Below are 26,639 nucleotides of genomic sequence, written 5' to 3' on the forward strand. Positions count from 1 at the left end.
CACACCCGGCGGCCGCCCTACGGCAGCATGGTCGTCATGAGTCGTCAGTCCCTTGTTGGGAGCACCGATGTACCGAGCCGGCTCGGCCGGCTCACTCCGACCGAACGCCGGGTCTGGCAGGCCTTTCCGCACGGGGAGTTGGTCGACCTCCGGGTCGGCGATGCCGAGCTGGACCGGCCGGCCGCCGCCGACCGGTGGGGCACCGAGCGCGCGGTCCGCGGCGAGGTGATCGCGGCGCTGCTGCTGGGCGCCCGGGTGGCAGCGGCCGGCGCGGTCGCGGCGGTGCGGATCGCCGGCGCCCGGATCACCGGCGAACTCTCCGTCGGCCACGGCCGGACCGACTCCCAACTGCTGCTGCGGGGCTGCCGGTTCGACGGCCCGATCACCCTGGACGAGGCGACCACCGGGGCCATCGACCTGTCCGGCTCCCGGCTGACCACGCTCTCCGCGTACGGCGCCCAGGTGCACGGCACGCTCGATCTGCGGGACGCGGTGGTCGAGGGCGGCGACGGAACCGCCGTGCACGCCGACGGGATCCGCGTCGAGGGCAGCCTGCTCGCCAGAGGGATCGCCGTCAGCGGAACGTTCGGCCTGATCAACGCGGTGATCGCCGGCCAGCTGGCACTCGACGGGGCGCACCTGGCGAACAGCTCCCCCGACGGGAAGTCGCTGAACGCCGGTGGGATGCGGGTCGGCCGCAGCCTGCTGGCCAGCCGGCTGGTGTCGGTCGGCGAACTGCGGCTGCCCGGTGCGCAGATCGGCAGTGGCCTGCTGTTCGACGGCGCGACGCTGATCGGCCCGGGCGGCCGCGCGTTCGACGGCACCTCGCTCAGCGTGGCGAGCGAGGCGTCGTTCCGGATCAACAGGTACAAGCAGCCGGACAGCCGGCCGTTCACCGCGTACGGCACGGTCAAACTGCTCGGCGCGCGCCTCGACGGCGGCCTCAACCTCAACGGGGCGGTGCTGCACCCCACCCCGACGGCCGAGCAGGCGAAGCGGGCCGCCGCGGCGGCGCTCGCGGGGGAACCGGAGGAGACGCCGCAGACCGCGCCGCCGGCCAACGACGAGCTGCTGTTCAACGGGAGCCGGATGCTGGTGACCGGCAGTCTGCACCTGACCTACGGCTTCCGCACCGGTGGCGAGATCCGGCTCACCGGCACCCGGATCACCGGCCACCTCGACCTGGGCGGGCTGGCCTCCCCGCACGCGCTGCTGGCCCTCTACGCGACCTCTGCCGAGGGCGGCGTCCGCGACGACCTCGCCGACTGGCCCGAGCGGCTCAACCTGGACGGCTTCACGTACGGGCCCTTCAGCACCTACCTGGACGCCCGGAAGCGGCTGCCGCTGCTCGCCCGCCAGGTCCACCGCGGGAGGAACGTCGGGACCGGCGGGTTCCGCGCCCAGCCGTACGAGCAACTCGCCGCCTACTACCGCTCCCTGGGCAACGACGGCGAGGCCAGGACGGTACTGCTGGCCAAGCAGCGCGTGTTGCGCGGCAAACTGCCCTGGCGGCAACGGATTCCGGGCCACCTGCTCGACCTGCTGGTCGGCTACGGCTACCGGCCGCTGCGCGCGATCGCCTGGGCGATCGGCCTGCTGGTCGCCAGCAGCGCCTACTTCAGCACGGTGAAGCCGCAACGGGTGAGCGCCGAGGACCAGTCGGTGTTCAACCCGGTGCTCTACGCCGCCGACCACCTGATCCCGATCATCCACTTCGGCGAGGCGGACGTCTGGCAGTACCACGGCCTGCCCGAGGTGGTCACCGTGGTGCTGACCGTGCTGGGCTGGACCCTGGGCCTGGCGATAGCGGCCGCCGCCTCCCGCACCTTCACCCGCAACTGACCGGCCCCGTGGGAGGTGTGAGCGGCCCGACGTCCCACGCGCCGGGCCGCTCGGCGACGGTGCTACGGCTGGAGCCGCCCGGCGAACCGGCGCTGGAACCCGTCGCCGGTGTCGGCGGTCACCGCGTAGTCGTAGCGCCCGGCCGCGGTCGGCGCCAGCACGTCCTCCGCGCTGTCGCCCGGCTGGACGGTGACCGTGCGGGGCGTCGAACCGGTCGCCCCGAAAGCCGAGTTGGCACCGATGGTGAAGACCACCGGACGGCCGCCCTGGTTGCTCAGGGTGATCCGCACCCCGTCCGGGGACTCCACCGAGGAGACCTCCGGGTGGCCCTTGGTGGCGTCCGACCAGGTCCGCACGTCGCCCTGGTAGCCGCGCAGGAACCCGTCCGGCCCGTGCGCGTCGATGTCGTACGGGCCGCCGCTGACCCCGAGCGCGCTGAAGAAGTCGCTCACGCTGCCACCGGCCGGCAGGGTGTAGCGCCAGGCCCCGAACTGGCGGAAGTTCACCGTGTACATCGAGATCCCGGCGCCCAGGCCGCCGTGGTTGTCCAGGGTGATCCAGAGCTGTCCGGTGCCGGTGTCGGTCCGTGAGGAGGAGCCGAAGCGGTAACCGGTCGGCAGCGACGGGCGGTCGCCCGGCTCGACCTGCGGCTGCTGCTGGATGATCGGCGGGAAGAGCGGCGGCAGCAGCTTCTTGTCCTGCTCGGCCAGGTCGGCCAGCAGCTGCTTGGTGTCCGGCAGGGTCGGGAAGGTCCGGTTGCTGGTGGTGAAGTCGAAGGCCGACATCAGGTCGCCGCAGACCGTGCGGCGCCAGGCGGAGATGTTGGGTTCGCGCACCCCGGTCCAGTTCTCCAGGAAGCGCAGCACCGAAGTGTGGTCGAAGACCTCGGAGTTGACCCGACCGCCACGACTCCACGGCGAGATGACGATCATCGGCACCCGGGGGCCGAGGCCGATCGGCGCGCCGTTGACGAACTCGTCCGGCGTGCCGTCCGGCGCCACCGGCGGCACCACGTGGTCGAAGAAGCCGTCGTTCTCGTCGTAGTTGAGCAGCACCACGGTCTTCGCCCAGACCTCGGGGTGCGCGGCCAGCGCCTGCAGCACGTACGAGGAGGTGAAGTCGGCCCCCTGGGCCGGCGGGTAGTTCGGGTGCTCCGACTGGGCGGTCGGGGCGACCACCCAACTGACCGACGGGAGCGTGCCGTTTGCGACGTCGTTGGCGAAGTCGTCGGCACCGCGGCGGGCCATGCCGTTGACGTAGAGCGGCGAGTCCTGCGGGGCGTTCTGGAAGGTCTTGAACCAGGCCAGGGCGTTGTCGTCGAAGTTGTCCTGCTGCTGGTAGACCTTCCAGGAGATGCCGGCGGCCTGCAGTCGCTCGGGGTAGGTGGTCCAGGTGAAGCCGGTCCTGCTGTTGTCGGTGACCGGGCCGCCGGCGGTGCCGTTCGGGTCGATGGTGCCCGACCAGAGGTAGAGCCGGTTGGGGTCGGTGGAGGCCATGGTCGAGCAGAAGTACTGGTCGCAGAGGGTGAAGGCGTCCGCGAGGGCGTACTGGTAGGGGATGTCCTGGCGGGTGTAGTAGCCCATGGTGTACCAGGACTTGGCCGGGATCCAGTTGTCGTACTGGCCGTTGGCCCAGGCGCTGTGGGTACCGCTCCAGGAGTGGTCCAGGTCGAAGATCCGCTGGGCGTCGCTGGTGGAGGTGTCCAGGTGCCAGGGCAGCAGCTCGGTGCCACCCACCGTGCCGAGCATCCGCTGCCGCAACACGTCCGAGCCGCCGGGGAACCGCACCCGCGAGGTGTCGCCGTACCCGCGCACGCCGTTCAGCGTGCCGAAGTAGTGGTCGAACGAGCGGTTCTCCTGCATGAACACCACGACGTGTTCGACGTCGTCCAACGTGCCGGGCGCGAAGGGTGCGGCCAGCGCCTGCTGGACGGCGCCGGGCAGCGCGCCGAGGCCCAGCGCGGCGCCGGAGGCGACGGCCGAGCCGAGCAGGGCGCGACGGGAGAGCGGGGACACGAGGCCTCCAGGATGGGGTGACGGAGGGTCAGTTACCTGCGGGTAGGGATGATGGCAGTGCCGGATGAACGGCGGAAGGCCTGGGGACGGCCATTTGAGTTGGCCGGACAAGTTGTTGGCTCTGCCACGCCCACAGGGCCGTTTGACTGCTCACCGACGGGTAAGGATCCGCCCGTACCGTCCCGTACTGCCACGAAGTGGAGCCGCCCCCGATGTCCGAGCGTGGTACCGACGCCCACCAGGACCTGCCCGACCTGCCGCCGCTGGTGCGCCGCGCGCTGGACGCCGCGCGGGCGCACGGCTTCGGGCATTCCTGCCGACCCGAGCAGGGCCGGCTGATCAGCGCGTTGGCGGCCGGGGCAGCCGGTCGCATCGGCGAGACGGGTACGGGCTGCGGGGTGGGCCTGGCCTGGCTCGCCAGCGGGGCCGCGCCCGGGACGCGGCTGGTCAGCGTGGAGCGCGACCCGGCCCGGGCGGCCGTGGCGGCCGAGGTGTTCGCCGGACTGCCGCAGGTCGAGGTCGTCCGCGCCGACTGGACCGAGCTCTACCGGCGCGGCCCGTTCGACCTGCTGGTGCTGGACGGCGGCGGCCAGGGCAAGGATGCCGGGCCGGCGGCCGACCCACGCCGCCTCCTCGGCCCCGGCGGCACCCTGGTGGTGGACGACTTCACCCCCTCCCCCGGCCGTCCCCCGCTGTTCCGGGGCCGCCCCGACACCGCGCGGCTGCACTGGCTGGACCACCCCGACCTGCGCGCCACCGAGCTCGTCCTCGCCCCCGACCTCTGCTCGGTGGTCGGCACGCTGCGGCCGTGAACGCCCTCAGTACTCGACGCTGATCCGCCTGGCCGGCCCGTCCACCCGGATCCGGCCCCCGCAGGGCAGCACCAGCTGCGGGTCGGTGTGCCCGAAGTCGACGTCGAAGACGGCCATCGCCCGCGGCGCGTACTCGGCCAACGCCCGCAGGACCGCCGCGCGTTGGTCGGCCCGGTAGGCCGCCTTGGCCTCGGCCGCCAGCGGCCGCTGGAAGTTCCAGGCCTTGGCCCGCGCCAGCAGCACCGCCGGGAACTGCCGCAGCAGCCCGCGCTCACCCATGCTCCGCAGGATCCGGTACACCTCGGCGGCGCTCGGCAGTTCCTCGGAGGTCTCCAGGTAGAGCACCTGCCCGGCGTACTCCTCGACCGGCCGGATCTCCCGGTCGGCCATCAGCAGCCAGGAGAGGATCTCCAGGTTGCCGCCCCAGCCCAGCCCCTCGACCACCCGGTCGCCCTGGTGCCAGTGCCAGCCCTGACCGGGCTCCATCACCGGCTCGGCCGCGAAGCTTCCCGGTTCCGCCCAGTGGGCCTCCTCGTCACCCACCAGTGGCGACTCGCGCAGCTCGTACCGGCCCGGCTCGAAGAGCGCGGCGCGCAGCGAGTCGACGGTCAGCGGGTGCAGCGCGCCGGGGCGGCCGAGCTGGACCATCACCGAGCCGCCGTGGTAGCTCACCACACCGAGGTTGCGCAGCACGAGCAGCAGGTTGGTGTTGTCGCTGTACCCGAAGAACGGCTTCGGGTTGGCGCGGATCAACTCGCGGTCCAGATACGGCAGCACGGTGATCTGGTCCTCACCGCCGAGGCTGGCGATGACCGCCTTGATGTCCGGGTCGGCGAAGGCCGCGTGCAGGTCGGCGGCCCGCTCCCGCGGGGTGGTGGCGAGCCGGCGGGTGCCCGGGTACTCCACCGGTATCAACCCGAACTCCTCGCGCAGCCGGCGCAGGCCCAACTCGTAGGGCCGCGGGAAGCGTTCGGCCGCCCCGCCGGACGGGGAGACGATCGCGACCCGGTCGCCGGGCCTGGGCTTGGGCGGGTACACAGGTGCTGTCATGGCGGAATCCTACGGACCGGCTGGTCCGACCGACCAGCGGGTTTCGGGGTCACCCCCGGGCCCGCCCCAGGGCCGGGTCAGGGACCGCTCAGGGTGGATCCCGGATGGCCGGGCGCGGGCGGCGGAGCAGACTCATCCGATGTCACCGAACGAGCCGTGAACCACCGCCGAGGAGTCCCGAGATGACCAGAAGTGCCGTCAACCCCCCTTCCAGGGTGCGTCGTTGGTCCGGCGCCGGAGTGATCGGCGCGCTGGTGGTCGCGCTCACCGCCGGGGCGGCGACCGGCGCCCGGGCCGCCGGCCCGCTGCCGCCGCCGAACGCCCAGGCACTACGGGCCTCGATCGCCGGACTGCCGAACGCCCAACTGACCAGCGCGGTGGTCCTGGTGGACGGCGCGGACGGCCGCTGGTCGGGCACCTCGGGCAGCGGTGACCTGGCCACCGGCCGTCCGGTGGCGGCCGACGGCCGGTTCCGGATCGGCAGCATCTCCAAGGTCTTCACCGCCACCGTGGTGCTGCAACTGGCCGCCGAGCACCGACTCGACCTGGACGGCACCGTCCAGCGGTACCTGCCCGGCACCCTGCCGGCCTCCTACCCCCCGATCACCGTGCGGCAGTTGCTCAACCACACCAGTGGTCTGCCCACCGGCGGTGACTTCGGCGACGACGGCAGCGCCCAGTGGTTCGTCGACCACCGGACCGAGAGCTGGACTCCGCAGCAGGTGGTGGCCGACGCCGTCAGCCACCCGATGCAGTTCGCACCGGGCACCGCGCAGCAGTACAACGGCGTCAACTACTTCCTGGCCGGGCTGCTGATCGAGCGGGTCACCGGCCGGTCCTACGCGCAGGAGGTGAACCAGCGGATCCTGCGTCCGCTCGGGCTGAGCCGCACCTCCGTCCCGGCCGCCGACGACACCCGGCTACCGCACCCGACCGCGCACGCCTACCTGACCCTCGACGTCCCGGACGGCTCCACCGAGCAGGCCGACGTCACCGAACAGAGCCCCTGGCCGTGGGCCGAGGGCGGCCTGCTCTCCAGCGCACCCGATCTGGACCACTTCCTGACCGCGCTGCTGGGCGGCCGGCTGCTGCCACCCGCACAGCAGGCCGAGCTGTTCGCGGTGCCGGACGTGCCGAACTTCCAGAACCCGAACTGCGCCATCGGCCCGGCCGAGGGTCGGGCCTGCTTCAGCACCGGGCTGATGCGGTTCACCGCGCCCGATGGCACCGTGCTCTGGGGCAAGACCGGCAGCCGTCCCGGCTACAGCAGCGGTGTCTTCGCCACCCGGGACGGCGGCCGGGACGTGGTCTACTCGCTCACCCCGACCAACCGCGACGGCGCCTCGTTCGCCGCCCAGTACGGGATCGTCGCGGCCGCCTTCGACCTGGCCGGCCACTGAGACGCCCTCCCCACCGGGCCCCGTGAACCGACGGCACCGCCCCTCCGCGGGGGGAGGGACGGTGCCGTCGTACGCCTGCGCTCAGCCGGTCAGTGCGCCATGACCGGGATCGGCGCGTCCTCGTGCTCGCCCGAGGCGGCGGCCAGGTTGCTCTTGCCGCCACCGTTCAGCAGCGTCACGGCGATCGCCGCGGCCACCAGCAGGATGGCGAACGACCAGGTGATCGCGGTGGCGAAGCCGTGCACCTGGGCCTCGGCGCCGAGCAGCCGCGGGGGCAGCTTGCCGACGTGCGACTTGACGAACGAGGTGCCGGCGCTGGTGGCGATGGTGCTCAGCAGCGCGGTGCCGATGGCGCCGCCGACCTGCTGCGAGGTGTTGACCATGGCCGAGGCCACACCCGCGTCCTGCGGGCGGACCCGGAAGGTCGCCAGGCTCATCGCCGGCATGAACGCGGTGCCCATGCCGAGACCCATCAGGATCAGACCCGGCAGGATCAGCCAGTAGGAGGAGTCGATCTTGATCTGGGTGAGGATCAGCATGCCGACGGAGGCGACCAGGAAGCCGGGGCCCATCAGCGCCCGGGCCGGCAGCCGGTTCATCAGCCGGGCACCGATCTGGGTCGAACCGGTGATCATGCCCGCGACCATCGGCAGGAAGGCGACGCCGGTCATGACCGGCGAGTAGCCGAGGACGTTCTGCAGGTAGTAGGTCAGGAAGAGGAAGAGCCCGAACATCCCGATCACGGCCAGGCCGAGCGAGAGGTAGGCGCCACCACGGTTGCGGTCGAGCACCACCCGCAGCGGCAGCAGCGGGGCCTTGGTCCGGCTCTCCACCAGCGTGAACGCGGCCAGCAGCACGACGGCGGCGGCGAACAGGCCGAGCGTCACGCCGGAGGTCCAGCCGTCCTCGGAGGCCTTGGTGAAGCCGTAGACCAGCGAGACCAGGCCGGTGGAGACCAGCAGCACACCGGGGATGTCGAGCTTGTTGCGGTTACGGGCGCCGCCCGGCTCGCGGATCACCAGGATCGCGCCGGTCACGGCTATCACCGCGAACGGGACGTTGATGTAGAAGGTCCAGCGCCAGTTCAGGTACTCGGTGAGCACGCCGCCCAGGATCAGGCCGACCGCGCCGCCACCACCGGCGATGGCGCCGTAGATGCCGAAGGCCTTGGCCCGCTCGTGCGCGTCGGAGAACATCACCGAGAGCAGCGAGAGCGCGGCCGGCGCCAGCAGCGCGCCGAAGATGCCCTGCATCGCGCGGGCACCGATCAGCATCCCGGTGCTGACCGCGGCGCCACCGATCGCGGAGGACAGCGCGAAGCCGATCAGGCCGGTGATGAAGGTCCGGCGGCGGCCCCAGAGGTCCGCGATCCGGCCGCCGAAGAGCAGCAGGCCACCGAAGGCCAGCGCGTAGGCGGTGATCACCCACTGGCGGTTGGTGTCGGAGAAGCCGAGGCTGCGCTGCGCGGAGGGCAGGGCGATGTTCACGATGGTGGCGTCCAGGACCACCATCAGCTGGGCGAGGCCGATGAAGGCCAGCGCCTTCCAGCGCCGGGGATCGGCCTGGTGGACCGTTTCAGACATGGAGGTACTCACCTAACGAGGTCAGAGAACTGGCTGATGCAGACGTACGGACGTGCGGAGGGCAGCGTAGGACCTGCCGACGTTCGAGTGCGGAAGCGGGAAAGTCAGAAGTTCAACGGGAATTCAGAAGTCAGGACCGGGAGCCGGGTCGGGCGGTCAGCTGCGCCGCAGGTCCTCCAGCGTGGCGGGGCGCCCCGGCAGGGCCGACGGGGTGGGGGTCCGCAGGCCGTCCAGGAACAGGTGCAGGTGGCGGTGGATGAAGGGCGCGACGTCCAGGCAGAAGCTGCCCGGGACCGGCCGGGTGAGCTGGGAGAGCGCCACCATCAGGTCACCGGGACCGACGTCGGCGCGCAGCCGGCCGGCCCGGCGGGCCCGCCCCATCAGCTCCTCCAGGGCCGCCTCCAACCGGATCCGGGGCGCCATCAGCTGCTCGTCGAGCGGGTCGAACCGCTCCGAGAGCAGCGAGCAGAGCGCGCCGATCCGCTCCTCGGCGGCGACGTGGACGAAACGCGAGAGCGCCTCGAAGGGCTCGGTGCCGTCGACCGCCGACCGCTCGGCCTGGGCCAGGATCCGTTCCATCACCGACACCGCGACCTGCCGGATCAGCGAGACCCGGTCCGGGAAGTTGCGGTAGAGGGTCGCGTTGCCCACCCCGGCACGCTTGGCGATGTCGTCCAGCGGCGCGTCGGAACCGGCCTCGGCGAAAACCTCCCGGGCGGCGGTGATGATCCGCTCCCGGTTGCGGGTGGCGTCCGCCCGGAGTCGGTGCGCCGGCTTGGCGACGGTCGACTCGGCCGGCACGTCCGGCGCGGTCTGCACGGTGCCCATCTCGGCGCTCCTTTCCGGGGAGAAGTTCCCCACTTCCATCGACTGTACGGCAAACGGGGAATCCGTCCCCGGATATTTCCGCCCGGCCGCCGGTTTCGTCAGGTGTGACTCACCTCACTCACCCGGTTGCCCGCTCCGACCAGCGACGATCCCCCCACGGCCGGCCTCGACCCGGCGCGCCCGTGTGGGTCGTCGCAGACTGGGCAGATAGAGCGGTTGGCTCAGCAACCCGACCAGGACGGTGAACCTTGAACATCGCACAGCCGTCTGACCTCCCTCTCGGCGCCGCTCCGCAGGCACCCCCCACCGTGACCCCGCTGACCCAGTCATCAGCCGAGGCCTACGTGGCCAGCACGTGCTTCAAGATCGGCCCGCCCGGACGGGTCGGGGTCGAGCTGGAATGGCTGGTCCACGACGCCGAACGACCGCAGGACGCCCCCGACCCCGGCCGGGCCCTGGCCGCGCTCGACGCACTGGGCCTGGACCCCGAACAACCGCTCCTCGCGCACGGCTCCCTGGTCACCCGGGAGCCCGGCGGCCAGGTCGAGCTCAGCTCCCAGGCCGCCGACGACCTCATCAGCTGCCTCGACGCCACCCGGCGCGACCTCGCCACGCTGCGGACCGCCTTCGCCGCCCAGGGCCTCACCCTGACGGGCTACGGTACCGAACCGCACCGACACGAGCGCCGGGTGCTGCTGCGCCGCCCCCGCTACGTCGCGATGGAGCGGTACTTCGACCGGGCCGGGCCGTGGGGCCGGATCATGATGTGCCAGACCGCCTCGATGCAGGTCTGCCTGGACGCCGGCACCGACCGGGACGGCCCGCTGGGCTTCCGGGAGCGCTGGCTACTGGCCCACCGGCTGGGTCCGGTGCTGGTCGCCGCCTTCGCCAACTCACCCCTGCTGGACGGCCGCCCGACCGGCTACCGGTCCACCCGGCAGATCGTCTGGTCCCGGATGGACCCGAGCCGCACCCAGGCCCCGGCCGCCCTGGACGGCGATCCGCGGGCCGTCTGGGCCCGGTACGTGCTGGACGCGGCCGTGCTCTGCGTGCGCTGCCCGGCCGGCGAGCCCTGGGACGCCCCGACCGGGCTGACCTTCCGTGACTGGCTGGACCGGCCGGACGGGCGGCGGCCCACCCTGGCCGACCTGGACTACCACATCACCACGCTCTTCCCGCCGGTGCGGCCGCGCGGCTACCTGGAGCTGCGCATGATCGACGCCCAGCCCGGGGACGGCTGGCAGGTGCCGGCCGCGCTGACCGCGGCGCTCTTCGCCGACCCGAAGGCCGCCGACGCGGCCCTGGAGGCGCTCGAACCACTCACCGCCGCCGCTGCCGAGCCCGGTCCGCGCGGCGCCGCCTGGGCCCGGGCGGCCACCCGGGCGGTGGACGACCCGGTGCTGCGCCGGGCCGCGCTGGGCTGCTTCGCGGCGGCCGACGCCGCGCTGCCCGGGCTCGGCGCGGACGAGCGGCTGCGCGTCGCGGTGGCCGAGTTCGCCGAGCGCTACACCGCCCGGGGCCGCTGCCCGGCGGACGACCAGCTGGACGGGCCCGGCCCGCGCCCCGCGTCCGAGGAGGCCGCACCGTGTTGAACCCCGACCCCGCCACCACGAACCCGGCGGACCGTACCGACGAGCAGCTGCGCGAGGCGATCGCCGGCGAGCTGCTGGCCGCCCGGTCCCGCACCGCCGGCCTGACCGACTGCGTCGAGGACCACGACCTGACCGCCCAGCACTCCCCGCTGATGTCGCCACTGGTCTGGGACCTGGCGCACATCGGCAACCAGGAGGAGTTGTGGCTGCTGCGCAACGTCGGCGGCCGGGAGCCGATGCGCCCCGAGATCGACCCGCTCTACGACGCGTTCGAGCATCCCCGCGCCGAGCGCCCCAGCCTGCCGCTGCTCCCGCCGGCCGAGGCCCGGGCCTACGCGCACGAGGTGCGCGGCCGGGTACTGGACCTGCTGGAGGGCGTCGAGCTGGCCGGACCGCCGTTGCTGCGGGCCGGGTTCGCGTTCGGCCTGATCGCCCAGCACGAACAGCAGCACGACGAAACGATGCTGATCACCCATCAGCTCAGGCAGGGGGCGCCGGTGCTCACCGCGCCGGCCCCACCGGAGGCCGGGCACGCCGACTGGCCGTCCGAAGTCCTGGTCCCCGCCGGGCCGTTCACCATGGGGACGGACACCGAGCCGTGGGCACTGGACAACGAACGGCCGGCCCACGAGGTGGAGTTGCCCGCCTTCGCACTGGACACCACACCGGTGAGCAACGCCGCCTACCAGCTCTTCGTCGAGGACGGCGGCTACCACGACCCGCGCTGGTGGACCGTCGAGGGATGGCAGCACCGACAGGCCGCCGACCTCACCGCGCCGCTCTACTGGCGCCGGGACGGCGGTCAGTGGCTGCGCCGCCGGTTCGGCCGCACCGAACCGGTGCCGCCCGCCGAGCCGGTGCTGCACGTCAGCTGGTACGAGGCGGACGCCTACGCGCGCTGGGCCGGGCGCCGACTGCCCACCGAGGCCGAGTGGGAGAAGGCCGCCCGGCACGACCCGGCCACCGGCCGCTCCCGGCGCTTCCCCTGGGGCGACGCGGCGCCCGCCCCGGAACACGCCAACCTCGGCCAGCGACACCTCCAGCCGGCCCCGGTCGGCAGCTACCCGGAGGGTGAATCACCCTACGGTGCAAGGCAGTTGATCGGTGATGTCTGGGAGTGGACGGCCTCCGACTTCGCGCCCTACCCCGGATTCCGGGCCTGGCCCTACCGGGAGTACTCGGAGGTCTTCTTCGCCGAGCCGGGCCGGGCCGCCGAGTACAAGGTGCTGCGCGGCGGCAGCTTCGCCGTGGCACCGGTCGTCTGCCGCGGCACCTTCCGCAACTGGGACTACCCGATCCGGCGGCAGATCTTCGCCGGCTTCCGCACCGCCAGGGACGTTCGGGACGGAAGCTGATGTGCCGTCACCTCGCCTACCTGGGACCGGCCGTGCCGCTGGCCGAGCTGGTCCTGGACCCGCCGTACGGGCTGTACCGGCAGTCCTGGGCGCCGCGCCTGCAGCGCTACGGCACGGTCAACGCGGACGGCTTCGGCCTGGGCTGGTACGCGGACGGCGACCCGCTGCCCGCCCGCTACCGGCAGGCCGGCCCGATCTGGGCCGACGAGAACCTCCCCGACCTGGCCCGGGTGGTGCGCAGCCGGGCCGTGCTGGCCGCCGTCCGCTCCGCCACCGCCGGCACCGCGCCCGGGGCGGCCGCCGCCGCGCCGTACGCCGACGGCGACTGGCTCTTCAGCCACAACGGCGTGCTGCCCGGCTGGCCGGCGGCGAGCGGCGAGCTGGCCGCGCTGCTGCCGCCGGCCGACCTGCTCGGGCTCGCCGCGGGTTGCGACTCGGCGCTGGTCTGGGCGCTGCTGGCGCGCCGGCTACGGGCCGGCAAGGACCCGGGCGAGGCACTCGCCGGCACCGTCCGGGACATCGTCCGGCACGCCGACGCCCGGCTCAACCTGCTGATCACCGACGGCCGCCTGATCGCCGCCACCACCTGGGGGGACACCCTGTTCCACCGGCTGGAGCTGGGCCACTCGGTACTGGTCGCCTCCGAGCCCGGCGACGACGGCCCGGGTTGGGTCCCGGTGCCCGACCGCTCGCTGCTGCTGGCCACCCCGGACGCGGTGACCGTCTGCCCGCTCCCCTCGCCGTTCGCCGACCGTGCCCCCACCCCGATCCGAAGGGACCACCAGCCATGACCGTCTTCGAACTCACCCAGCTGCTGCCGACCGGCCACTTCGACCGCGCGCTGCGCGAGGACGTCCGGCACGGGCTGACCGCGGACCCCAAGTGGCTGCCGCCGAAGTGGTTCTACGACAGTCGGGGCAGCGAGCTGTTCGAGGAGATCACCCGACTGCCCGAGTACTACCCGACCCGGGCCGAGCGGTCCATCCTGGCCGCCCGGGCCGGCGACATCGCCGCGGCCACCGGGGCCCGGACCGTGGTCGAGCTGGGCTCCGGCTCCTCGGAGAAGACCAGGCTGCTGCTGGACGGGCTGCGGGCCGCGGGCACCCTGGAGTGCTACGTGCCGGTGGACGTCAGCGCCAGCGCGCTGGAGCAGGCCGGGCACCAACTCGTCGCCGAGTACCCGGGCCTGGACGTGCAGGGGGTGGTCTCCGACTTCACCGCCAGCCTGGCCCTGCCGCACGAGGTGCCGGCGCCGCGGCTGGTGGTCTTCCTCGGCGGCACGCTGGGCAACCTGCTGCCCGACGAGCGGGCGCTCTTCCTGGCCGCGCTGCGCGCCGAACTCGCCCCGGGTGACCATCTGTTGCTCGGCACCGACCTGGTCAAGGACCCGGCCGTGCTGGTCGCCGCGTACGACGACGCGGCCGGGGTGACCGCGGAGTTCAACCGGAACGTGCTCAACGTGCTCAACCGTGAGCTGGGCGCCGACTTCGAGCCGACGGCCTTCGAGCACGTCGCGCTCTGGGACGCCGAGCGGGAGTGGATCGAGATGCGGCTGCGCTCCCGCTCGGCGCAGACCGTCAAGCTCCCGGCGCTGGACCTGGCGGTGCACTTCGCCGCGGGTGAGGAGCTGCGCACCGAGATCTCGGCCAAGTTCCGTCGCGAGGGGGTGGCCCGGGAGCTGGCCGCGGCCGGCTTCGCGCTGACCGAGTGGTGGACCGACCCGGCGGGCCGGTTCGGGCTCTCGCTGGCCGCGCCGGTGGTCTAGGGCCGCGGGCCGGGGGCAGCGGGCGCGGGCGCGGAGGTGATCCGGAGGAGGTCGTTCCGCACCCTCGCCTCGCCCTCGGCCCACCCTCGGCCCGTTCCTCCGCGCTGAGCCCGCTCGGTGACCGGGACCTGTCGGAGAACCTGCCGCGCGGGGTCTTGCTGAAGCTCTGAACCGCTGCTTCACTTCTTGCCGTGGCCTACCGGAAGACGCCGGCGGTGCAAGCCCGGCTGAACGCCCAGCGCGCCGCGGTGCTCGCCGCCGCGACCGAACTGCTCGCCGAACGCGGTTACGCCGCCTGCTCGGTGGCGGCGGTGGCGGACCGGGCCAGGATCGCCACCGGCAGCGTGTACCGCTCGTTCCCGAGCAAGGCCGAGCTGGTCGCCGAGTTGTTCCGCACGGTGGTCGGCCGGGAGGTGGCCGCGGTCCGCACCGCCGCCGCCTTCGAGGGCGACCTGCACACCCAGGTCGCCTCGGTGATCGGCACCTTCGCCGGTCGCGCGCTCGGCGCCCCCCGGCTGGCCTACGCACTGCTCGCCGAGCCGGTGGACCCGGAGGTGGAGGCCGAGCGACTGGTCTTCCGCCGGGCCTTCCGGGACGTGATCGCCGCACGGATCGCCGAGGGTGTGCTGGCCGGCCGACTCCCCCAGCAGGACCCGCAGTTGACCGCCGCCCTGCTGGTCGGCGGGGTCAGCGAGGCACTGGTCGGCCCGCTCGCCGACGGCGGACGGGCCCCCGACGACCTGGTCCCCGCCCTGATCGCCTTCTCGCTGCGCGCCCTCGGCGGCCCCAACTCCCCCGACTAGCCTCCGATCCACCCGACGCACCAGCAGGAGCAGCCCCGTGCGCGACCTCTCCCCCACCGCTCTGGCAGCCCGCGAGCAGAACGCCCAGCGGTTGCTGACCGTCTCCGCCAGGCACTCCCACGACCCGCTGACCGAGGTCGACTGGGACGCCCCGATCGACCCCGAGCAGTTCGCGATACCCCCGCACCGGGTCTCGCTCTACGGCACCCAGCTCTGGCACGGCCTGACACCGCGCCAGCGGGCCCAGCTCAGCGTGCACGAGCTGGCCAGCGTCACGGCGGCGGGCATCTGGTTCGAGCTGATCCTGATGGACGGCCTGGTCCGGCACGTCTACGACGGCGACCTGACCACCCGGCACGCCCAGTACGCGCTGACCGAGGTGGCCGACGAGTGCCGCCACTCGACCATGTTCGCCAGGTACATCACCCGGACCGGCTACCCCTCCGCCCGCCCGAGCCGCCGGGCCCACCGTCGCGGCAAGCTCCATCTGCTGCTCAACGACACCACCTTGACCTTCGCGGGCGCCATCTTCGTCGAGGAGTTCACCGACGCGATGCAGCGCGAGATGATCCGCGACGAGAGCCTGCAGCCACTGGCCCGCTCGATCGCGCGGATCCACGTGATCGAGGAGGCCCGCCACATCGGGTACGCCAAACCGGAGTTGGCGCGACGCTGGGCCCGGATGAGCCCGGCGCGGCGGGCGGTGTTCCGGCAGGTGATCGCGGTGCTGGCGTACGAGGCGGTCAACGAGGTGATCAACCCGAGGGTCTACGCGCTGGCCGGCCTGGACCCGCGGCAGGCCCGCACGATCGCCGCGCAGAACCCCAACTGGCAGGCCACCAAGGCGGACTGGGCCCGCAAGGCGGTCTCCTTCTTCACCGAGCTCGGGATCATCGACCGCCACTCGCAGGCACTCTGGCGCCGGGCGTCACTCCTGCCGCACTGACCCCGGCGGCGGCAGCAGATCCGCCAACTCGGCCCAGTGGAAGGGGCAGACCGCGCCGAGCACCACCGGGTCGGCGAGCGCCGTCCCCCGCCAGCCCTCGGCGCCGAGCCGCGCCAGCGGCTGCCCGCGCGAATCCAGCAGCACCACCTCGAGCCGCTGGCGGCGGAAGGTCAGCACACCGAACGGCCCGCTCAGGGCGACGGCCCGCCGCGCGGCGCGCAGCGAGCGTCGGGCGGTCAGCGTCAGCTCCCCGGCCGCCCCGCTGCCCGGGACGGCCGGCAGCAGCAGCCCGTGCACCGTACGACGGGCCCGCCGCCGGGCCGGCGGTCCGGGGGCGCCGAGATCATGGACGGTCATCAGGTCCCGGCCGTCCAGGCTGAGCCGCCACTCCTCCCAGCCCTCGGTCAGCGCTTCGACCCCGCCCCGCAGCGCCGGCCCACGGACCAGCACCACCATGCCGAGCGGGGTCGCCGCCCGGGCGTGGGCACGCGGCTCACGGGCGGGGGCGCGCCACTCGGAGGCGGTGACCAACCGCAGGAAGTCCGCCCCGCCGGGCTCCGCGACGGACAGCGGAGCCCGGCCAGGCGGCCGCGGGGAAGGCCGAGCAGCACCCACGGCGTCGCCGGTCGAGCCACTCTCACCCGCCACGCCACTGCCAGCCCTTCCCCGGTACCGGGCACCCGCTCCCCCACAGGAGCGGGGTTGCCTTCGCCATGGCGGGCCGTCCCGGCACGGGGCGGCTCGCCGACGAAGACAGTCCAGAGTAAAGGAAGGGCAAAGGGTGGGTCAAGGAGAGCCGGGGCGGTCAGACCAGCCGGCCGCCCTCCACCGGCACCTCGGTGCTCAGCCGGCCCAGCCCGCCCCGGGTCGCGGCCACCACGACCCGATCGCCCGGCCCCAGCCCGCGGCCGCGGTCCGCGTAGTTCCACAGGTAGCCGTCCACCCGTCCGGCCGGCCGCACCGCGAGCACCCGCACGCCGCCCAGCGCCTCCAGCTCCTTGCGGCCCCGCCCGACCAGCGCCCCGCCCGGCTCGGCCGTCAGTTCGGCGATCAGCAGCACGTGCCGGAAGACCGAGAGCGTGCCGAGCACCTCGCGGCCCATCAGGGCCGCCGCGAAGGCGGGTGCGGCCAGGTAGGAGACCGAGCGCGAGGCGACGTTGCCCAGCGTGGCGTACACGTGCCGGGCGAAGTCGTCGTCGAACAGTCGAACGACTATCCGCACGCTCTCGCGCAGCGCCCGGGCCTCCAGTGCCGCCTCCAGGTTGACCGCGTCGTCGTCGGTCACCGCGACCACCGCCCGGCTGTACCCGGCCCGGGCCCGCCGGAGCTGGTCGGCCAGTGGCGCCTCGCCGACCACCACCGGGATGCCCAGGGCCTGCACGGCGGCTATCCCCCGGGCCCGCGGGTCCCGTTCCAGACAGGCCACCGGGACGCCCAGCTCGTGCAGCAGGCCGGCCACCCTGGTCCCGACGTTGCCCAGCCCGACCACCACCACGTGGTCGCGCAGCCCCGCGCCCGGCGGCTTGGCCAGCCCGCGCCGCCCGGTGGCCAGGATGTCGACCATGATCGCGGTGACCATCGGCACGATGGCGATGCCGCAGAAGGTGATCACCACCTGGGCCACCCGCTGCCAGCTGCCGCCGGTGCCGCCGGCCGGGTCGGTGGGAGAGTCGGGCTGGGCAGCGCCGGCCATGTCGAGCAGGGTGAGGTAGACGGTCCAGCCGAAGCTCCGACTGAAGTGCAGGATCAGCAGGAACGACAGCACGATGGCGGCGAACGCGGTGGCCAGCACCAGCCTGATCCGGGCGCCGGTGAAGAAGCGCAGCAGGTCGACCAGCCGGTAGCGCAGCCGGGTCCACCAGGACACCCGCACCCGCGGCTCGGTGGGCAGCGTCTGCAGCACGGCCACCCCCTCGCCGTCCTCGCGCGGTTCGGGCGCCGCCGGGCCGCCGTCGCCCGTCGCGGTCGCCAGCCGGACGAACTCGGCCGCGCTGGAGTCGCCGTCCGGCAGCAGCCGCAGCCGGCCGAGGTCCTGCCGGTCGATCCGGTCGGCGGCCACGCAGAGGTGGCCGGCGCGGATGTCCCGGTCGTACGCGACGTAGAGGTAACGGTCGCCGACCCGCACCGAGTTGGGACGGGCCAGCGCGCCGTTGGCGAAGGCGGGCGCGGCGGTGGCCGAGCCGGACAGCGCCGCGCAGTTCCGCAGCAGGCTCTGCACCTGCTCGCCGAGCCGCTGGTTGTGCATCCGCAGCGCGATCCGGATGTCCGGATTGTGACCCTGGGCGCTCAGTGCGGAGTGGATGTTGCCCTGGTCGTCACCGTCGACCAGGGCGATCCCGCGGGCGCTGCCCACGCCGGCCGCGCGCAGTGCCTCGTCGGAGACCGAGGCGTACTCCAACACCGCGGCCACCCCGGCCAGTTGCTCGATCCGCGGGCCGTGACCCCGGTTCCGCCCGGGTATCACGGCCACCACCGGGACGTCGTAGTGCTCGACGAGTTCCAGGATCAGCCGGTGGGCGAGGGCGTTGCCGCCGCAGACGATGTAGTGGTCGGTGAGCTGGACCGGTGGGGATGGGAGGGCCGGAGTACCGCCAGGCTCCCCCCGTGCTGCCTGATTCATAGCCCGGAATGGTAGCCGGGCCGCCCGGCGAGCAGCGGTCGGCGGCTCTCCGCCACCCACTGGAAGGAAAGTGTTGGTCAGATCACTTTCCGAGACGCTTTTCTGACAATGAGTGGTCAATTCTGGTTAGATGATCCGCGCCTGCCGCTCAGGAGTACGCCCCGTGGCGGCCAATCGTCCTCCTGCTCAAGGAACTTGATGATGCAACACATGCCTGAGGCGGTGACCTGGGGTCTTGGCGCCGGGCTGCTGGTGACCGTGGTGCTGCTGCTGCGCCAGCGGGCGGCCGGGCGGGCGCTGGCCAGGTCGGTGCGGGCGCTGGAGGAGGCGGTCCGGGTCCGTGACGAGGAGGCCCACCGGCTGGCGACCGTCCGGCTGCCGGCACTGGCCGCGGGTGGACGCCCCGCACCGCTCCCCGCCTCCGAACCGGTCCACCCCCGGCTGCACGGCACCCCGTTCGCGCGGGACCTGCGGGCGGTGGTCGAGCAGTTCGACAGCGCCGTGGACCGGGCCCAGCAGCGCGCCGACCAGTCCGCCAAGGCGGCTCTCAAGGGCGCCATGCGGGCGCTCCAGGGGCTGGCCAACGAGCAACAGGTGGCCATCTCCGAGATGCAGGAGCGACACGACCGGCCCGAGGTGCTGCACGACCTGCTCCAGGTCGACCACGCCAACTCCCAGTTCGGGCGCCGCGCCCAGGCCATCGCGGTGCTCTGCGGCTCCTGGCCGGGCCGCCAGCGCGCCGCCTCCGCGCTGAGCGACGTGGTGCGCGGTGCGAAGTCCCGGATCCGCGACTACCGGCGGGTCGAGGTGCGCACCCAGATCGAGCTGGCGGTGGTCAGCCGCGCGGTCGAGCCGGTGGTGCTCTCGGTCGCCGAGCTGCTGGACAACGCGGCCCGGCACTCGCAGCCCAACACCACGGTCGAGGTCAACCTGCAGCCCGCGCACAACGGCGCCTGCATCGTGATCGACGACGCGGGTGTCGGGATGGACCCGCGGGAGGCCCGGCAGGCCGGCGAACTGCTCAGCGGGCAGCGGCTGGTGGACGTCACCCGGCTCGGCGACCCGCCGCAGTTCGGCTTCGCGGTGATCGGCGTGCTGGCCGCCCGCTACGGCTTCAGCGTCTCGGTCGACACCCGCTCCCCGTACGGCGGGGTGCGCGCCGTGCTCTTCCTGCCCAGCGCGCTGCTGACCCAACCGGAGGCCGCCGGCGTGCCGTCCGTCCCGTCGCCCGGACGGCACGCGGCGCCCGCCGGCCCGACCCCCGTACCGTCCGCCGAGGCCGCCCGGACCACCGGCGGGCTGCCCCGCCGCCGGCGCCGCGAGCCGCTGCCCGAGGCCGCCGCGGCCGAGTACGCCCCCGACGCACCCGGCCGCCGCGCACCCGACGCACCCGCCCACGAGCCGGTCCCCGACTGGACCGCCGACGCCGAGACCACCGCCCGCCGCCTGGGCGCCTTCGCCCGCGGCACCAGGGCCGGCCGCGCCCCCGACGAGTCGACCGGCCCGTTCCCCGGCTGATCCCCCGGCAGCCGCCCCCGACGATCCCCGCAAGGAGTTCCGATGAACATCCGGCTGCAGAGCCACGCGACCAACGACCTGGGCTGGATGCTCGACGACCTGCTGCTGGTCCCCGAGGCGCGGCACGCGATCCTGCTCTCCGCCGACGGGCTGCTGCGGGCCCACTCCGCGGGCATCGGCCGGGACGAGGCGGAGCGCCAGGCCGCCGCGCTCTCCGGCCTGCAGTCGATCAGCCGCAGCACGGCCGGCTTCTGCGAGCCCGAGCCGACCGCCTGGCGGCAGACCCTGATCGAGTTCGCCGGCGGCTACGTCTTCCTGGTCGCCGCCGGCCCCGGGGCCTATCTCGCGGTCTCCGCCGGCGAGTCGGTGGACATGGAGGCGGTCAGCTACCGGATGCAGAAGCTGGTGGACCGGCTCGGCCGGGAGCTGAGCACACCGCCGCGGCAGGACGCCGGGAGCACCCGGTGACCCGCCCCCGGCGCGAGCAGGGGCTGGTGCGGCCGTACGTGGTCACCGACGGGCGCTCGCAGCCCACCCGGAACACCTTCGACCTGGTCACCCTGGTCAGCGCGGTGCCGGGCCGGCCGACCGGCGGGCTCAGCCCGGAGAAGGGGCGGATGGTCGAGCTGTGCGTCCGCGGCGCGCTCTCGCTGGCCGAGGTCGCCGCGCACCTGCGGCTACCGGTCAGCGTGACCAAGGTGCTGCTCGGCGACCTGGTGGACAGCGGCCACCTGCTCACCCGCGCCGCCGTGCCGCGCGCCCAACTCCCCGAATCCCGACTGCTGCAGGAGGTGCTCGATGGCCTACGGGCCCGGCTCTGAACCGACGGCCACCCCGCTGACGGGGGTCGAGTACCTCGGCGCGGGCGTCACCACCGCGGCCAAGCTGCTGATCACCGGTCACTTCGCGGTCGGCAAGACCACCTTCGTCGGCACCCTCTCGGAGATCCCGCCGCTGCGCACCGAGGAGCCGATGACGCGGGCCGGCGAGCTGGTGGACGACCTGACCGGGGTGCCCGGCAAGGAGACCACCACGGTGGCGATGGACTTCGGCCGCCTCACGCTCAACCGCAGCCTGGTGCTCTACCTGTTCGGCGCCCCCGGCCAGCAGCGCTTCACCCCGCTCTGGCGGGACATGACGCTCGGCGCGCTGGGCGCCCTGGTGCTGACCGACACCCGGCGGCTGGACCACTCGTTCCCGGTGATGGACCTGCTGGAGGAGCACGGCCTGCCCTACGCGGTCGCGGTCAACCGTTTCGACGGGGCACCGGAGTTCGCCGAGGCGGAGCTGCGCGAGGCGCTCGACCTGCTGCCGGAGACCCCGTTGGTGAGCTGCGACGCCCGCGACCCGCGCTCGGCCACCGAGGCACTGATCGCCCTCGTCCAGTACCTGCTCAGCCGCAGCGACCTCCCCCGTACCGATCTGGAGCCCGTGTGAACGACCGCCAGCCGCCGCCCGGTTGCCCCGCGCACCACTCGCCGGGCGGCGGATTCCCGCTGCACGGTGAGGAGTTCACCAGCAACCCGGCGGCCGTCTACACCCGGCTCCGACAGCACGGCCCGCTCGCCCCGGTCGAGTTGTACCCGGGCGTCAACGCGACCCTGGTCACCTCGTACCAGACCGCGTTGGACGTACTGCGCAGCCCGGAGAGCTTCTCCAAGGACGCCCGGCGCTGGCGCGGTCTGGCCGACGGCCGGGTGACGCCGGACAGCCCGGCCGTGCCGATGATGGCCTTCCGCCCCAACTGCCTCTTCGCGGACGGCGACACGCACGCCCGACTGCGCGGCGCGGTGAACGACACGCTGGAGCGGATCGACCCCAACGCGCTGCGCGGCTACGTCGAGCGCAGCGCCGACCGACTGATCGACGCCTTCGCCTGGCGCGGCTGGGCCGACCTGGTGACCGACTACGCCAAGCCGCTGCCGCTCCTGGTGCTCAACGAACTCTTCGGTACGCCGCCCGAGTTGGGCGACCGGATGGTGGCCGGGATGGCCGGCATCTTCGACGGCGTGGACGCCGAGCGGGCCAACGCCGAACTGACCGCCGTCATGCTGGAGTTGGTGGCACTCAAGCGTGGTCGGCCCGGCCCGGACGTCACCTCCTGGCTGATGGCCCACCCGGCCGGGCTGGACGACGAGGAGATGCTGCACCACCTGGTGCTGCTGATGGGCGCCGGCACTGAGCCCCAACTCAACCTGATCAGCAACACCCTGCGACTGCTGCTCTCCGACGACCGGTTCGCCGGCGACCTTGCCGGTGGCAGCCTGCCGGTCGAGGACGCGCTGGACGAGGTGCTCTGGACCGACCCGCCGATGGCCAACTACGCCGTGCACTTCCCGGTGCGGGACCTGGAGCTGGCCGGGGTGTGGCTGGCCGAGGGCGAGCCGGTGGTGATCAGCTTCGCCGCCGCGAACACCGACCCGTCGCTGGCCGGCCGCGCCCGGACCGGCAACCGGGCGCACCTGGCGTGGAGTGCCGGACCGCACGCCTGCCCGGCCCAGGGCCCGGCCCGGCTGATCGCCTCGGCCGCCGTCGAACGGCTGCTCGACCGGTTGCCGGACCTGGAACCGGCGGTGAAGGCGCACGAACTGCGCTGGCGCCCGGGCCCGTTCCACCGCGCGCTGACCGAGCTGCCGGTGACCTTCCCCCCGGCGACCGGCACCGGCCCGATCACCCACCCGGCCACGGCCGTACCGTCCCCGGCCGCCCCCTCACCGGCCGCGCCCGCCACCGCGGTGCCCGGCCCCGTCCCCGGAGGTCCCGCATGGAACAGCCCGGCACCTGCCCCTACCGCCTCGACACCCTCGGCACCGACATCCACGGCGAATCCCGGCGGATCCACCAGGACGGCCCGGTGGCGAAGGTGGAACTCCCTGGCGGGGTGGTTGCGTGGTCGGTGATCAGCCAGCGGTTGGTCAAGCAGCTGCTGGCCGACCCCCGGGTCTCCAAGGACGCCCGCCGGCACTGGACCGCGTTCGTCGACGGTGAGATACCGGCCGACTGGCCGCTGACCATCTGGGTCGCGGTGGAGAACATGTTCACCGCCTACGGCAAGGAGCACCGGCGGCTGCGCAAGCTGGTCTCCAGCGCCTTCACCTCCCGCCGCAGCGAGGCGCTGCGGCCGCGGATCGAGGAGATCACCCAGACCCTGCTGGACGAGCTGGCGGCCACCCCGGCCGGCAGCGCCGCGGACCTGCGCGAGCGGTTCGCCTACGCGCTCCCGATCCAGGTGATCTGCGAGCTGCTGGGCGTGCCCGACTCGCTCCGCCCGGGCCTGCGCACCTGCGTGGACGGCTTCTTCAACACCGCGATCACCCCCGAGGACGCCGAGGCCAACACGGCGGAGACGTACCGCATCCTGCACGAGCTGGCCGAGATCAAGCGCCGGGAGCCGGCCGACGACCTCACCAGCGTGCTGATCAGCGCCCGGGACGACGAGGAGTCCGGCGAGGGCGCGGCGCTCACCGAGAAGGAGCTGGTGGACACCCTGCTGCTGCTGATCGGCGCGGGCCACGAGACCACCGTCAACCTCCTCGACAACGCCATCCACCTGCTGCTCACCCACCCCGAGCAACTGGCCCTGGTGCGGGCGGGCAAGGCGGCCTGGCAGGACGTCGTCGAGGAGACGCTGCGGGTGCAGGCCCCGGTCGCCAACCTGCCGCTGCGCTACGCGGTGGAGGACATCCAGGCCGGCGACGTGCTGATCCGCAAGGGCGAGGCGATCCTGATCGGCTACGCGGCCGCCGGCCGCGACCCGCTGGTGCACCCCGAGCGGCCGACCGAGTTCGACCTGCTGCGCCCGGTCAAGGACCACGTCTCCTTCGGTCACGGCGCGCACCACTGCCTGGGCGCGCCGCTGGCCCGGTTGGAGGCGGCGATCGCGCTGCCCGCGCTCTTCGAACGCTTCCCCGAGCTGCGGCTGACCGGGGAGCAGCTGACCCCGATGGAGTCCTTCATCTCCAACGGGCACCTGGCCCTCCCGGCGGTGCTGGAGCCGGCCGACCACTGATCAGACCGACCGGTGGTCAGGAGCCGGTTCGAAAGGAGACTCAAAAAGGTACTCGGCGACAGCAATCCCTCGACGGCCCACCAACGTATCTTCTTCAGTCACCCCGACAGGGGTCGTCAAAGGAGAAGATCATGCAGTTCCTGAACACCCTCGCCCCGGAACGCCGGCGTCGTCACCACGACCACGACGAAGGCGGTCGTGGACACCGGCGGCACCGTCGCCACCGCCGGCACCACCGCCACGGGCGCCGGTGATCCCGTCAGTAGCTTCGCCCAGGCCGGGCCTCCGCCCGGCCTGGGCTTTGCCTAGCACTGTCATGCCGAGCGCCGAGGACGGGTGAGATGACACTCCAGTCGTGTTCCGAGCCGGGCCCACCACCCTCCGTGGGGACCGAACCGGGCGGGGACACCGCGGACGCCGCGCCGTCGTTGCCACTGCGCGAGGTGTTCCGGCGCTTCTGGCCGTACACCCGCGGCGGTCGCCGCTGGTTCTGGCTGGTCCTGTTCTTCGGCCTCCTCACCCCCGCCCTGGAGGCGGCGGAGTTGTGGCTCTTCAAGGTGGTCATCGACGATGTCGTGATCCCCCGGGACCTGCGGCTCTTCGTGCCGATCGCGCTCGCCTACCTGGCGCTCACACTGGCGGGCGGTCTGCTGGGGTTCGCTGACACCATGCTGTCGACCTGGGTCAGTGAACGCTTCCTGCTGCACCTGCGGGCGGACGTCTTCCGACATGTGCAGCGCCTCTCACCGGGCTTCTTCGAACGACGGCGGCTGGGCGACCTGCTCTCCCGGGTGACCGGTGACGTCGACACGGTGGAGACCTTCCTGCTCTCCGGCACCGCCGACGCGGCCTTCTACGTCCTACAACTCGGCGTCTTCATCGGCGTGTTGAGCTACCTCAGCTGGAGCCTGACGCTGCTCGCGCTGCTCATCACGCCGCTGTTCTGGCTGGCCGCGCGGCGCTTCTCACTGCCGATCAAGGCCGCCTCCCGGGAGCGACGCCGGCGCACGGGTTCGATCAGCTCGGTCGCCGAGGAGGTGCTCGGCAACATCTCCCTGGTGCAGGCCTACAACCGCCAGGACTGGGAACAGCAGCGGTTCGAGCGGGAGAACGTCGGCCGGTTCGACGCGGCGATGACCGCGACCCGGATCAGCGCGCTGTTCGGTCCGGTCGTCGACTTCTTCGAACTCGCCGGCGCGCTCCTGGTCCTGGGGCTCGGCACCTGGCAGATCACCAACGGCACGCTGTCCCTGGGCGGACTGCTGGTCTTCCTCGCGCTGCTCGCCAAGCTCTACGAGCCGGTCCACCAGCTGTCGCAGCTGAGCAACACCGCCTACGCGGCCGCCGCCTCCGCGGAGCGGATCATCGACCTGCTCGACCAGCGCCCCCAGGTCACCGAGCCGGTCCGCCCCCGCACTCCCGAACCGGTCCGTGGCGAGGTGGAGTTCGACGGGGTGTCGTTCCACTACCCCGGCACGTCCGAACTGGCGCTCTCCTGCGTCTCGTTCCGGGTGGCGCCCGGCTCGACACTCGCCATCGTCGGCGCGAGCGGCGCCGGCAAGTCGACCGCGGCCAAGCTGCTGCTGCGCTTCGCCGACCCACTGTGCGGATCCGTCCGGCTGGACGGCGTCGACCTGCGTGAGCGGGGCCTGGCCGAGCTGCGCGAGGACATCGCGGTGGTGCTCCAGGAGACCCTGGTCTTCCACGGCACGATTCGCGACAACATCCGCTACGGCCGGCCGGACGCCACCGACGCCGAGATCACCGCCGCCGCCCGGGCCGCCGACGCGGACGAGTTCATCCGCCGGCTGCCGGAGGGCTACGACACCGTGGTGGGCCAGCGCGGCCAGACCCTCTCCGGCGGGCAGCGACAGCGCCTGGCGATCGCCCGGGCGATGGTCCGGGACGCCCCGGTACTGCTGCTCGACGAGCCGACCACCGGGCTGGACGCCGAGTCGGGCGAGCGGGTGCTGGAGCCGCTGCGCCGGCTGATGAACGGGCGGACCACGATCATCATCTCGCACAACCTGCGCACCGTCCGTGACGCCGACCAGATCCTGCTCTTCGACCACGGCCGGATCACCGAACGCGGCACCCACCTGGAGCTGCTGGCGCGCGGCGCCGGCTACGCACGGCTGCACCGGCTGCACGGGCCGGACGGGCGCGCCCCGCGCCGGGTCCGCCGCACCTCCCTGCCGTCCCGGGTCGGCCCGGCGCGGTAGGCGGCCGAGCGGCTGCTGGGCGAGGGTCGCCGACCCCTCCGGCGCCCGGGCGGAACCGGACGACGATCCCGGACGACGATCCCGGCCGGCCGCCCCGGTTGGAGCAACGGGCCCCGCTGATCTCCACCCGCCGGCGGCTGCCCCGCGGCCTCGGCACGGCGGTCGACCGCCGCCCGGGCCCGACCCCGCCGGGCGCCCACCGTTCCCGTGCCGACCCCGCTCCTGGACGGGCCGGCGCCGCCCAGCGGGCGGGACGTCACGCCCTCGGACGGTCACTGA

Annotated in this window: 23 protein-coding genes; 16 read left to right on the forward strand and 7 right to left on the reverse strand. The window is 73.3% G+C overall.

All coding sequences use genetic code 11. The features are described 5' to 3' along the window. Nucleotides 1-36 precede the first annotated feature (36 nt). Entirely contained in the window at nucleotides 37-1,842 is a 1,806-nt protein-coding gene (locus tag ACIGXM_RS19295) for a pentapeptide repeat-containing protein (protein ID WP_396562365.1), read from the forward strand. 62 nt (nucleotides 1,843-1,904) lie between these two features. On the opposite strand, the gene ACIGXM_RS19300 is transcribed toward ACIGXM_RS19295, so the two are convergent. Further along, nucleotides 1,905-3,857 carry a phosphocholine-specific phospholipase C gene (locus ACIGXM_RS19300; RefSeq protein ID WP_396562367.1) on the reverse strand — a complete coding sequence of 651 codons (1,953 nt, stop codon included), beginning with the start codon at nucleotides 3,855-3,857 and terminating at the stop codon, nucleotides 1,905-1,907. A 212-nt stretch (nucleotides 3,858-4,069) separates the two neighbouring features. Between ACIGXM_RS19300 and ACIGXM_RS19305 the strand changes: the two genes are divergently transcribed. Next, nucleotides 4,070-4,669, forward strand: coding sequence for an O-methyltransferase (locus ACIGXM_RS19305; RefSeq protein WP_396562369.1), 600 nt, complete (start codon nucleotides 4,070-4,072; stop codon nucleotides 4,667-4,669). A 6-nt stretch (nucleotides 4,670-4,675) separates the two neighbouring features. Here the strand turns inward: ACIGXM_RS19305 and ACIGXM_RS19310 are convergent, their stop codons facing one another. Then, nucleotides 4,676-5,719 carry a S66 peptidase family protein gene (locus ACIGXM_RS19310; RefSeq protein WP_396562371.1) on the reverse strand — a complete coding sequence of 348 codons (1,044 nt, stop codon included), beginning with the start codon at nucleotides 5,717-5,719 and terminating at the stop codon, nucleotides 4,676-4,678. A 182-nt stretch (nucleotides 5,720-5,901) separates the two neighbouring features. On the opposite strand from ACIGXM_RS19310, the gene ACIGXM_RS19315 reads away from it, so the two are divergent. Next, nucleotides 5,902-7,119 carry a serine hydrolase domain-containing protein gene (locus ACIGXM_RS19315; RefSeq protein WP_396562373.1) on the forward strand — a complete coding sequence of 406 codons (1,218 nt, stop codon included), beginning with the start codon at nucleotides 5,902-5,904 and terminating at the stop codon, nucleotides 7,117-7,119. A gap of 89 nt (nucleotides 7,120-7,208) precedes the next feature. Here ACIGXM_RS19315 and ACIGXM_RS19320 read toward each other — a convergent pair whose 3' ends face one another. Both ACIGXM_RS19320 and ACIGXM_RS19325 read right to left on the reverse strand, forming a co-directional pair. Beyond that, a complete protein-coding gene (locus tag ACIGXM_RS19320; RefSeq protein ID WP_396562375.1) occupies nucleotides 7,209-8,702 on the reverse strand; it encodes an MFS transporter in 1,494 nt (497 codons plus the stop codon). A gap of 156 nt (nucleotides 8,703-8,858) precedes the next feature. Beyond that, nucleotides 8,859-9,530, reverse strand: coding sequence for a TetR/AcrR family transcriptional regulator (locus tag ACIGXM_RS19325; protein WP_396562377.1), 672 nt, complete (start codon nucleotides 9,528-9,530; stop codon nucleotides 8,859-8,861). Nucleotides 9,531-9,778: 248 nt separating this feature from the next. Here ACIGXM_RS19325 and egtA point away from each other — a divergent pair, with 248 nt between their 5' ends. The 6 genes from egtA (at nucleotide 9,779) to ACIGXM_RS19355 (ending at nucleotide 15,991) form a co-directional block, all read left to right on the forward strand. Next, nucleotides 9,779-11,122, forward strand: a complete 1,344-nt coding sequence (gene egtA, locus ACIGXM_RS19330) for an ergothioneine biosynthesis glutamate--cysteine ligase EgtA (RefSeq protein ID WP_396562379.1) — start codon at nucleotides 9,779-9,781, stop codon at nucleotides 11,120-11,122. Beyond that, the gene (egtB, locus tag ACIGXM_RS19335; RefSeq protein WP_396562381.1) at nucleotides 11,116-12,477 is read left to right on the forward strand and encodes an ergothioneine biosynthesis protein EgtB; all 1,362 of its coding nucleotides are present in this window, start codon (nucleotides 11,116-11,118) and stop codon (nucleotides 12,475-12,477) included. The genes egtA and egtB overlap by 7 nt, the downstream gene beginning before the upstream one ends. Continuing rightward, nucleotides 12,477-13,268 carry an ergothioneine biosynthesis protein EgtC gene (gene egtC / locus ACIGXM_RS19340; protein WP_396562383.1) on the forward strand — a complete coding sequence of 264 codons (792 nt, stop codon included), beginning with the start codon at nucleotides 12,477-12,479 and terminating at the stop codon, nucleotides 13,266-13,268. The genes egtB and egtC overlap by 1 nt, the downstream gene beginning before the upstream one ends. Next, the gene (gene egtD / locus ACIGXM_RS19345) at nucleotides 13,265-14,242 is read left to right on the forward strand and encodes an L-histidine N(alpha)-methyltransferase (protein WP_396562385.1); all 978 of its coding nucleotides are present in this window, start codon (nucleotides 13,265-13,267) and stop codon (nucleotides 14,240-14,242) included. The genes egtC and egtD overlap by 4 nt, the downstream gene beginning before the upstream one ends. Nucleotides 14,243-14,433: 191 nt before the next feature. Beyond that, entirely contained in the window at nucleotides 14,434-15,045 is a 612-nt protein-coding gene (locus tag ACIGXM_RS19350; protein ID WP_396562387.1) for a TetR/AcrR family transcriptional regulator, read from the forward strand. A 37-nt stretch (nucleotides 15,046-15,082) separates the two neighbouring features. Continuing rightward, nucleotides 15,083-15,991: a diiron oxygenase gene (locus tag ACIGXM_RS19355; RefSeq protein WP_396562389.1), complete on the forward strand. Its 909-nt coding sequence runs from the start codon at nucleotides 15,083-15,085 to the stop codon at nucleotides 15,989-15,991. Here the strand turns inward: ACIGXM_RS19355 and ACIGXM_RS19360 are convergent. Beyond that, nucleotides 15,974-16,522, reverse strand: coding sequence for a hypothetical protein (locus ACIGXM_RS19360; protein ID WP_396562391.1), 549 nt, complete (start codon nucleotides 16,520-16,522; stop codon nucleotides 15,974-15,976). The genes ACIGXM_RS19355 and ACIGXM_RS19360 overlap by 18 nt on opposite strands. Before the next feature lie 274 nt (nucleotides 16,523-16,796). After that, nucleotides 16,797-18,611, reverse strand: a complete 1,815-nt coding sequence (locus tag ACIGXM_RS19365; RefSeq protein WP_396562393.1) for an NAD-binding protein — start codon at nucleotides 18,609-18,611, stop codon at nucleotides 16,797-16,799. A gap of 198 nt (nucleotides 18,612-18,809) precedes the next feature. Between ACIGXM_RS19365 and ACIGXM_RS19370 the strand changes: the two genes are divergently transcribed. The 6 genes from ACIGXM_RS19370 to ACIGXM_RS19395 are packed head-to-tail and all read left to right on the forward strand — an operon-like array spanning nucleotide 18,810 to nucleotide 24,138. Continuing rightward, the gene (locus tag ACIGXM_RS19370) at nucleotides 18,810-20,129 is read left to right on the forward strand and encodes an ATP-binding protein (protein WP_396562395.1); all 1,320 of its coding nucleotides are present in this window, start codon (nucleotides 18,810-18,812) and stop codon (nucleotides 20,127-20,129) included. 42 nt (nucleotides 20,130-20,171) lie between these two features. Then, nucleotides 20,172-20,597, forward strand: coding sequence for a roadblock/LC7 domain-containing protein (locus ACIGXM_RS19375; protein WP_396562397.1), 426 nt, complete (start codon nucleotides 20,172-20,174; stop codon nucleotides 20,595-20,597). Next, the gene (locus ACIGXM_RS19380) at nucleotides 20,594-20,950 is read left to right on the forward strand and encodes a DUF742 domain-containing protein (protein ID WP_396562399.1); all 357 of its coding nucleotides are present in this window, start codon (nucleotides 20,594-20,596) and stop codon (nucleotides 20,948-20,950) included. The genes ACIGXM_RS19375 and ACIGXM_RS19380 overlap by 4 nt, the downstream gene beginning before the upstream one ends. Beyond that, the gene (locus ACIGXM_RS19385; protein ID WP_396562400.1) at nucleotides 20,928-21,566 is read left to right on the forward strand and encodes a GTP-binding protein; all 639 of its coding nucleotides are present in this window, start codon (nucleotides 20,928-20,930) and stop codon (nucleotides 21,564-21,566) included. The genes ACIGXM_RS19380 and ACIGXM_RS19385 overlap by 23 nt, the downstream gene beginning before the upstream one ends. Further along, a complete protein-coding gene (locus ACIGXM_RS19390) occupies nucleotides 21,563-23,029 on the forward strand; it encodes a cytochrome P450 (RefSeq protein ID WP_396562402.1) in 1,467 nt (488 codons plus the stop codon). Before ACIGXM_RS19385 ends, ACIGXM_RS19390 begins: the two co-directional genes overlap by 4 nt. After that, complete coding sequence (locus tag ACIGXM_RS19395) at nucleotides 23,011-24,138, forward strand: cytochrome P450 (protein ID WP_396562562.1); 1,128 nt, start codon at nucleotides 23,011-23,013, stop codon at nucleotides 24,136-24,138. The genes ACIGXM_RS19390 and ACIGXM_RS19395 overlap by 19 nt, the downstream gene beginning before the upstream one ends. A gap of 116 nt (nucleotides 24,139-24,254) precedes the next feature. On the opposite strand, the gene ACIGXM_RS19400 is transcribed toward ACIGXM_RS19395, so the two are convergent. Next, nucleotides 24,255-24,380 carry a hypothetical protein gene (locus ACIGXM_RS19400; RefSeq protein WP_396562404.1) on the reverse strand — a complete coding sequence of 42 codons (126 nt, stop codon included), beginning with the start codon at nucleotides 24,378-24,380 and terminating at the stop codon, nucleotides 24,255-24,257. Between the two features lie 141 nt (nucleotides 24,381-24,521). On the opposite strand from ACIGXM_RS19400, the gene ACIGXM_RS19405 reads away from it, so the two are divergent. Then, nucleotides 24,522-26,360, forward strand: coding sequence for an ABC transporter ATP-binding protein (locus ACIGXM_RS19405; RefSeq protein WP_396562406.1), 1,839 nt, complete (start codon nucleotides 24,522-24,524; stop codon nucleotides 26,358-26,360). The last annotated feature ends 279 nt before the right edge of the window (nucleotides 26,361-26,639 follow it).

The organism is Kitasatospora sp. NPDC052896 (genome assembly GCF_044547075.1).
In the GTDB taxonomy this organism is placed as follows: domain Bacteria; phylum Actinomycetota; class Actinomycetes; order Streptomycetales; family Streptomycetaceae; genus Kitasatospora.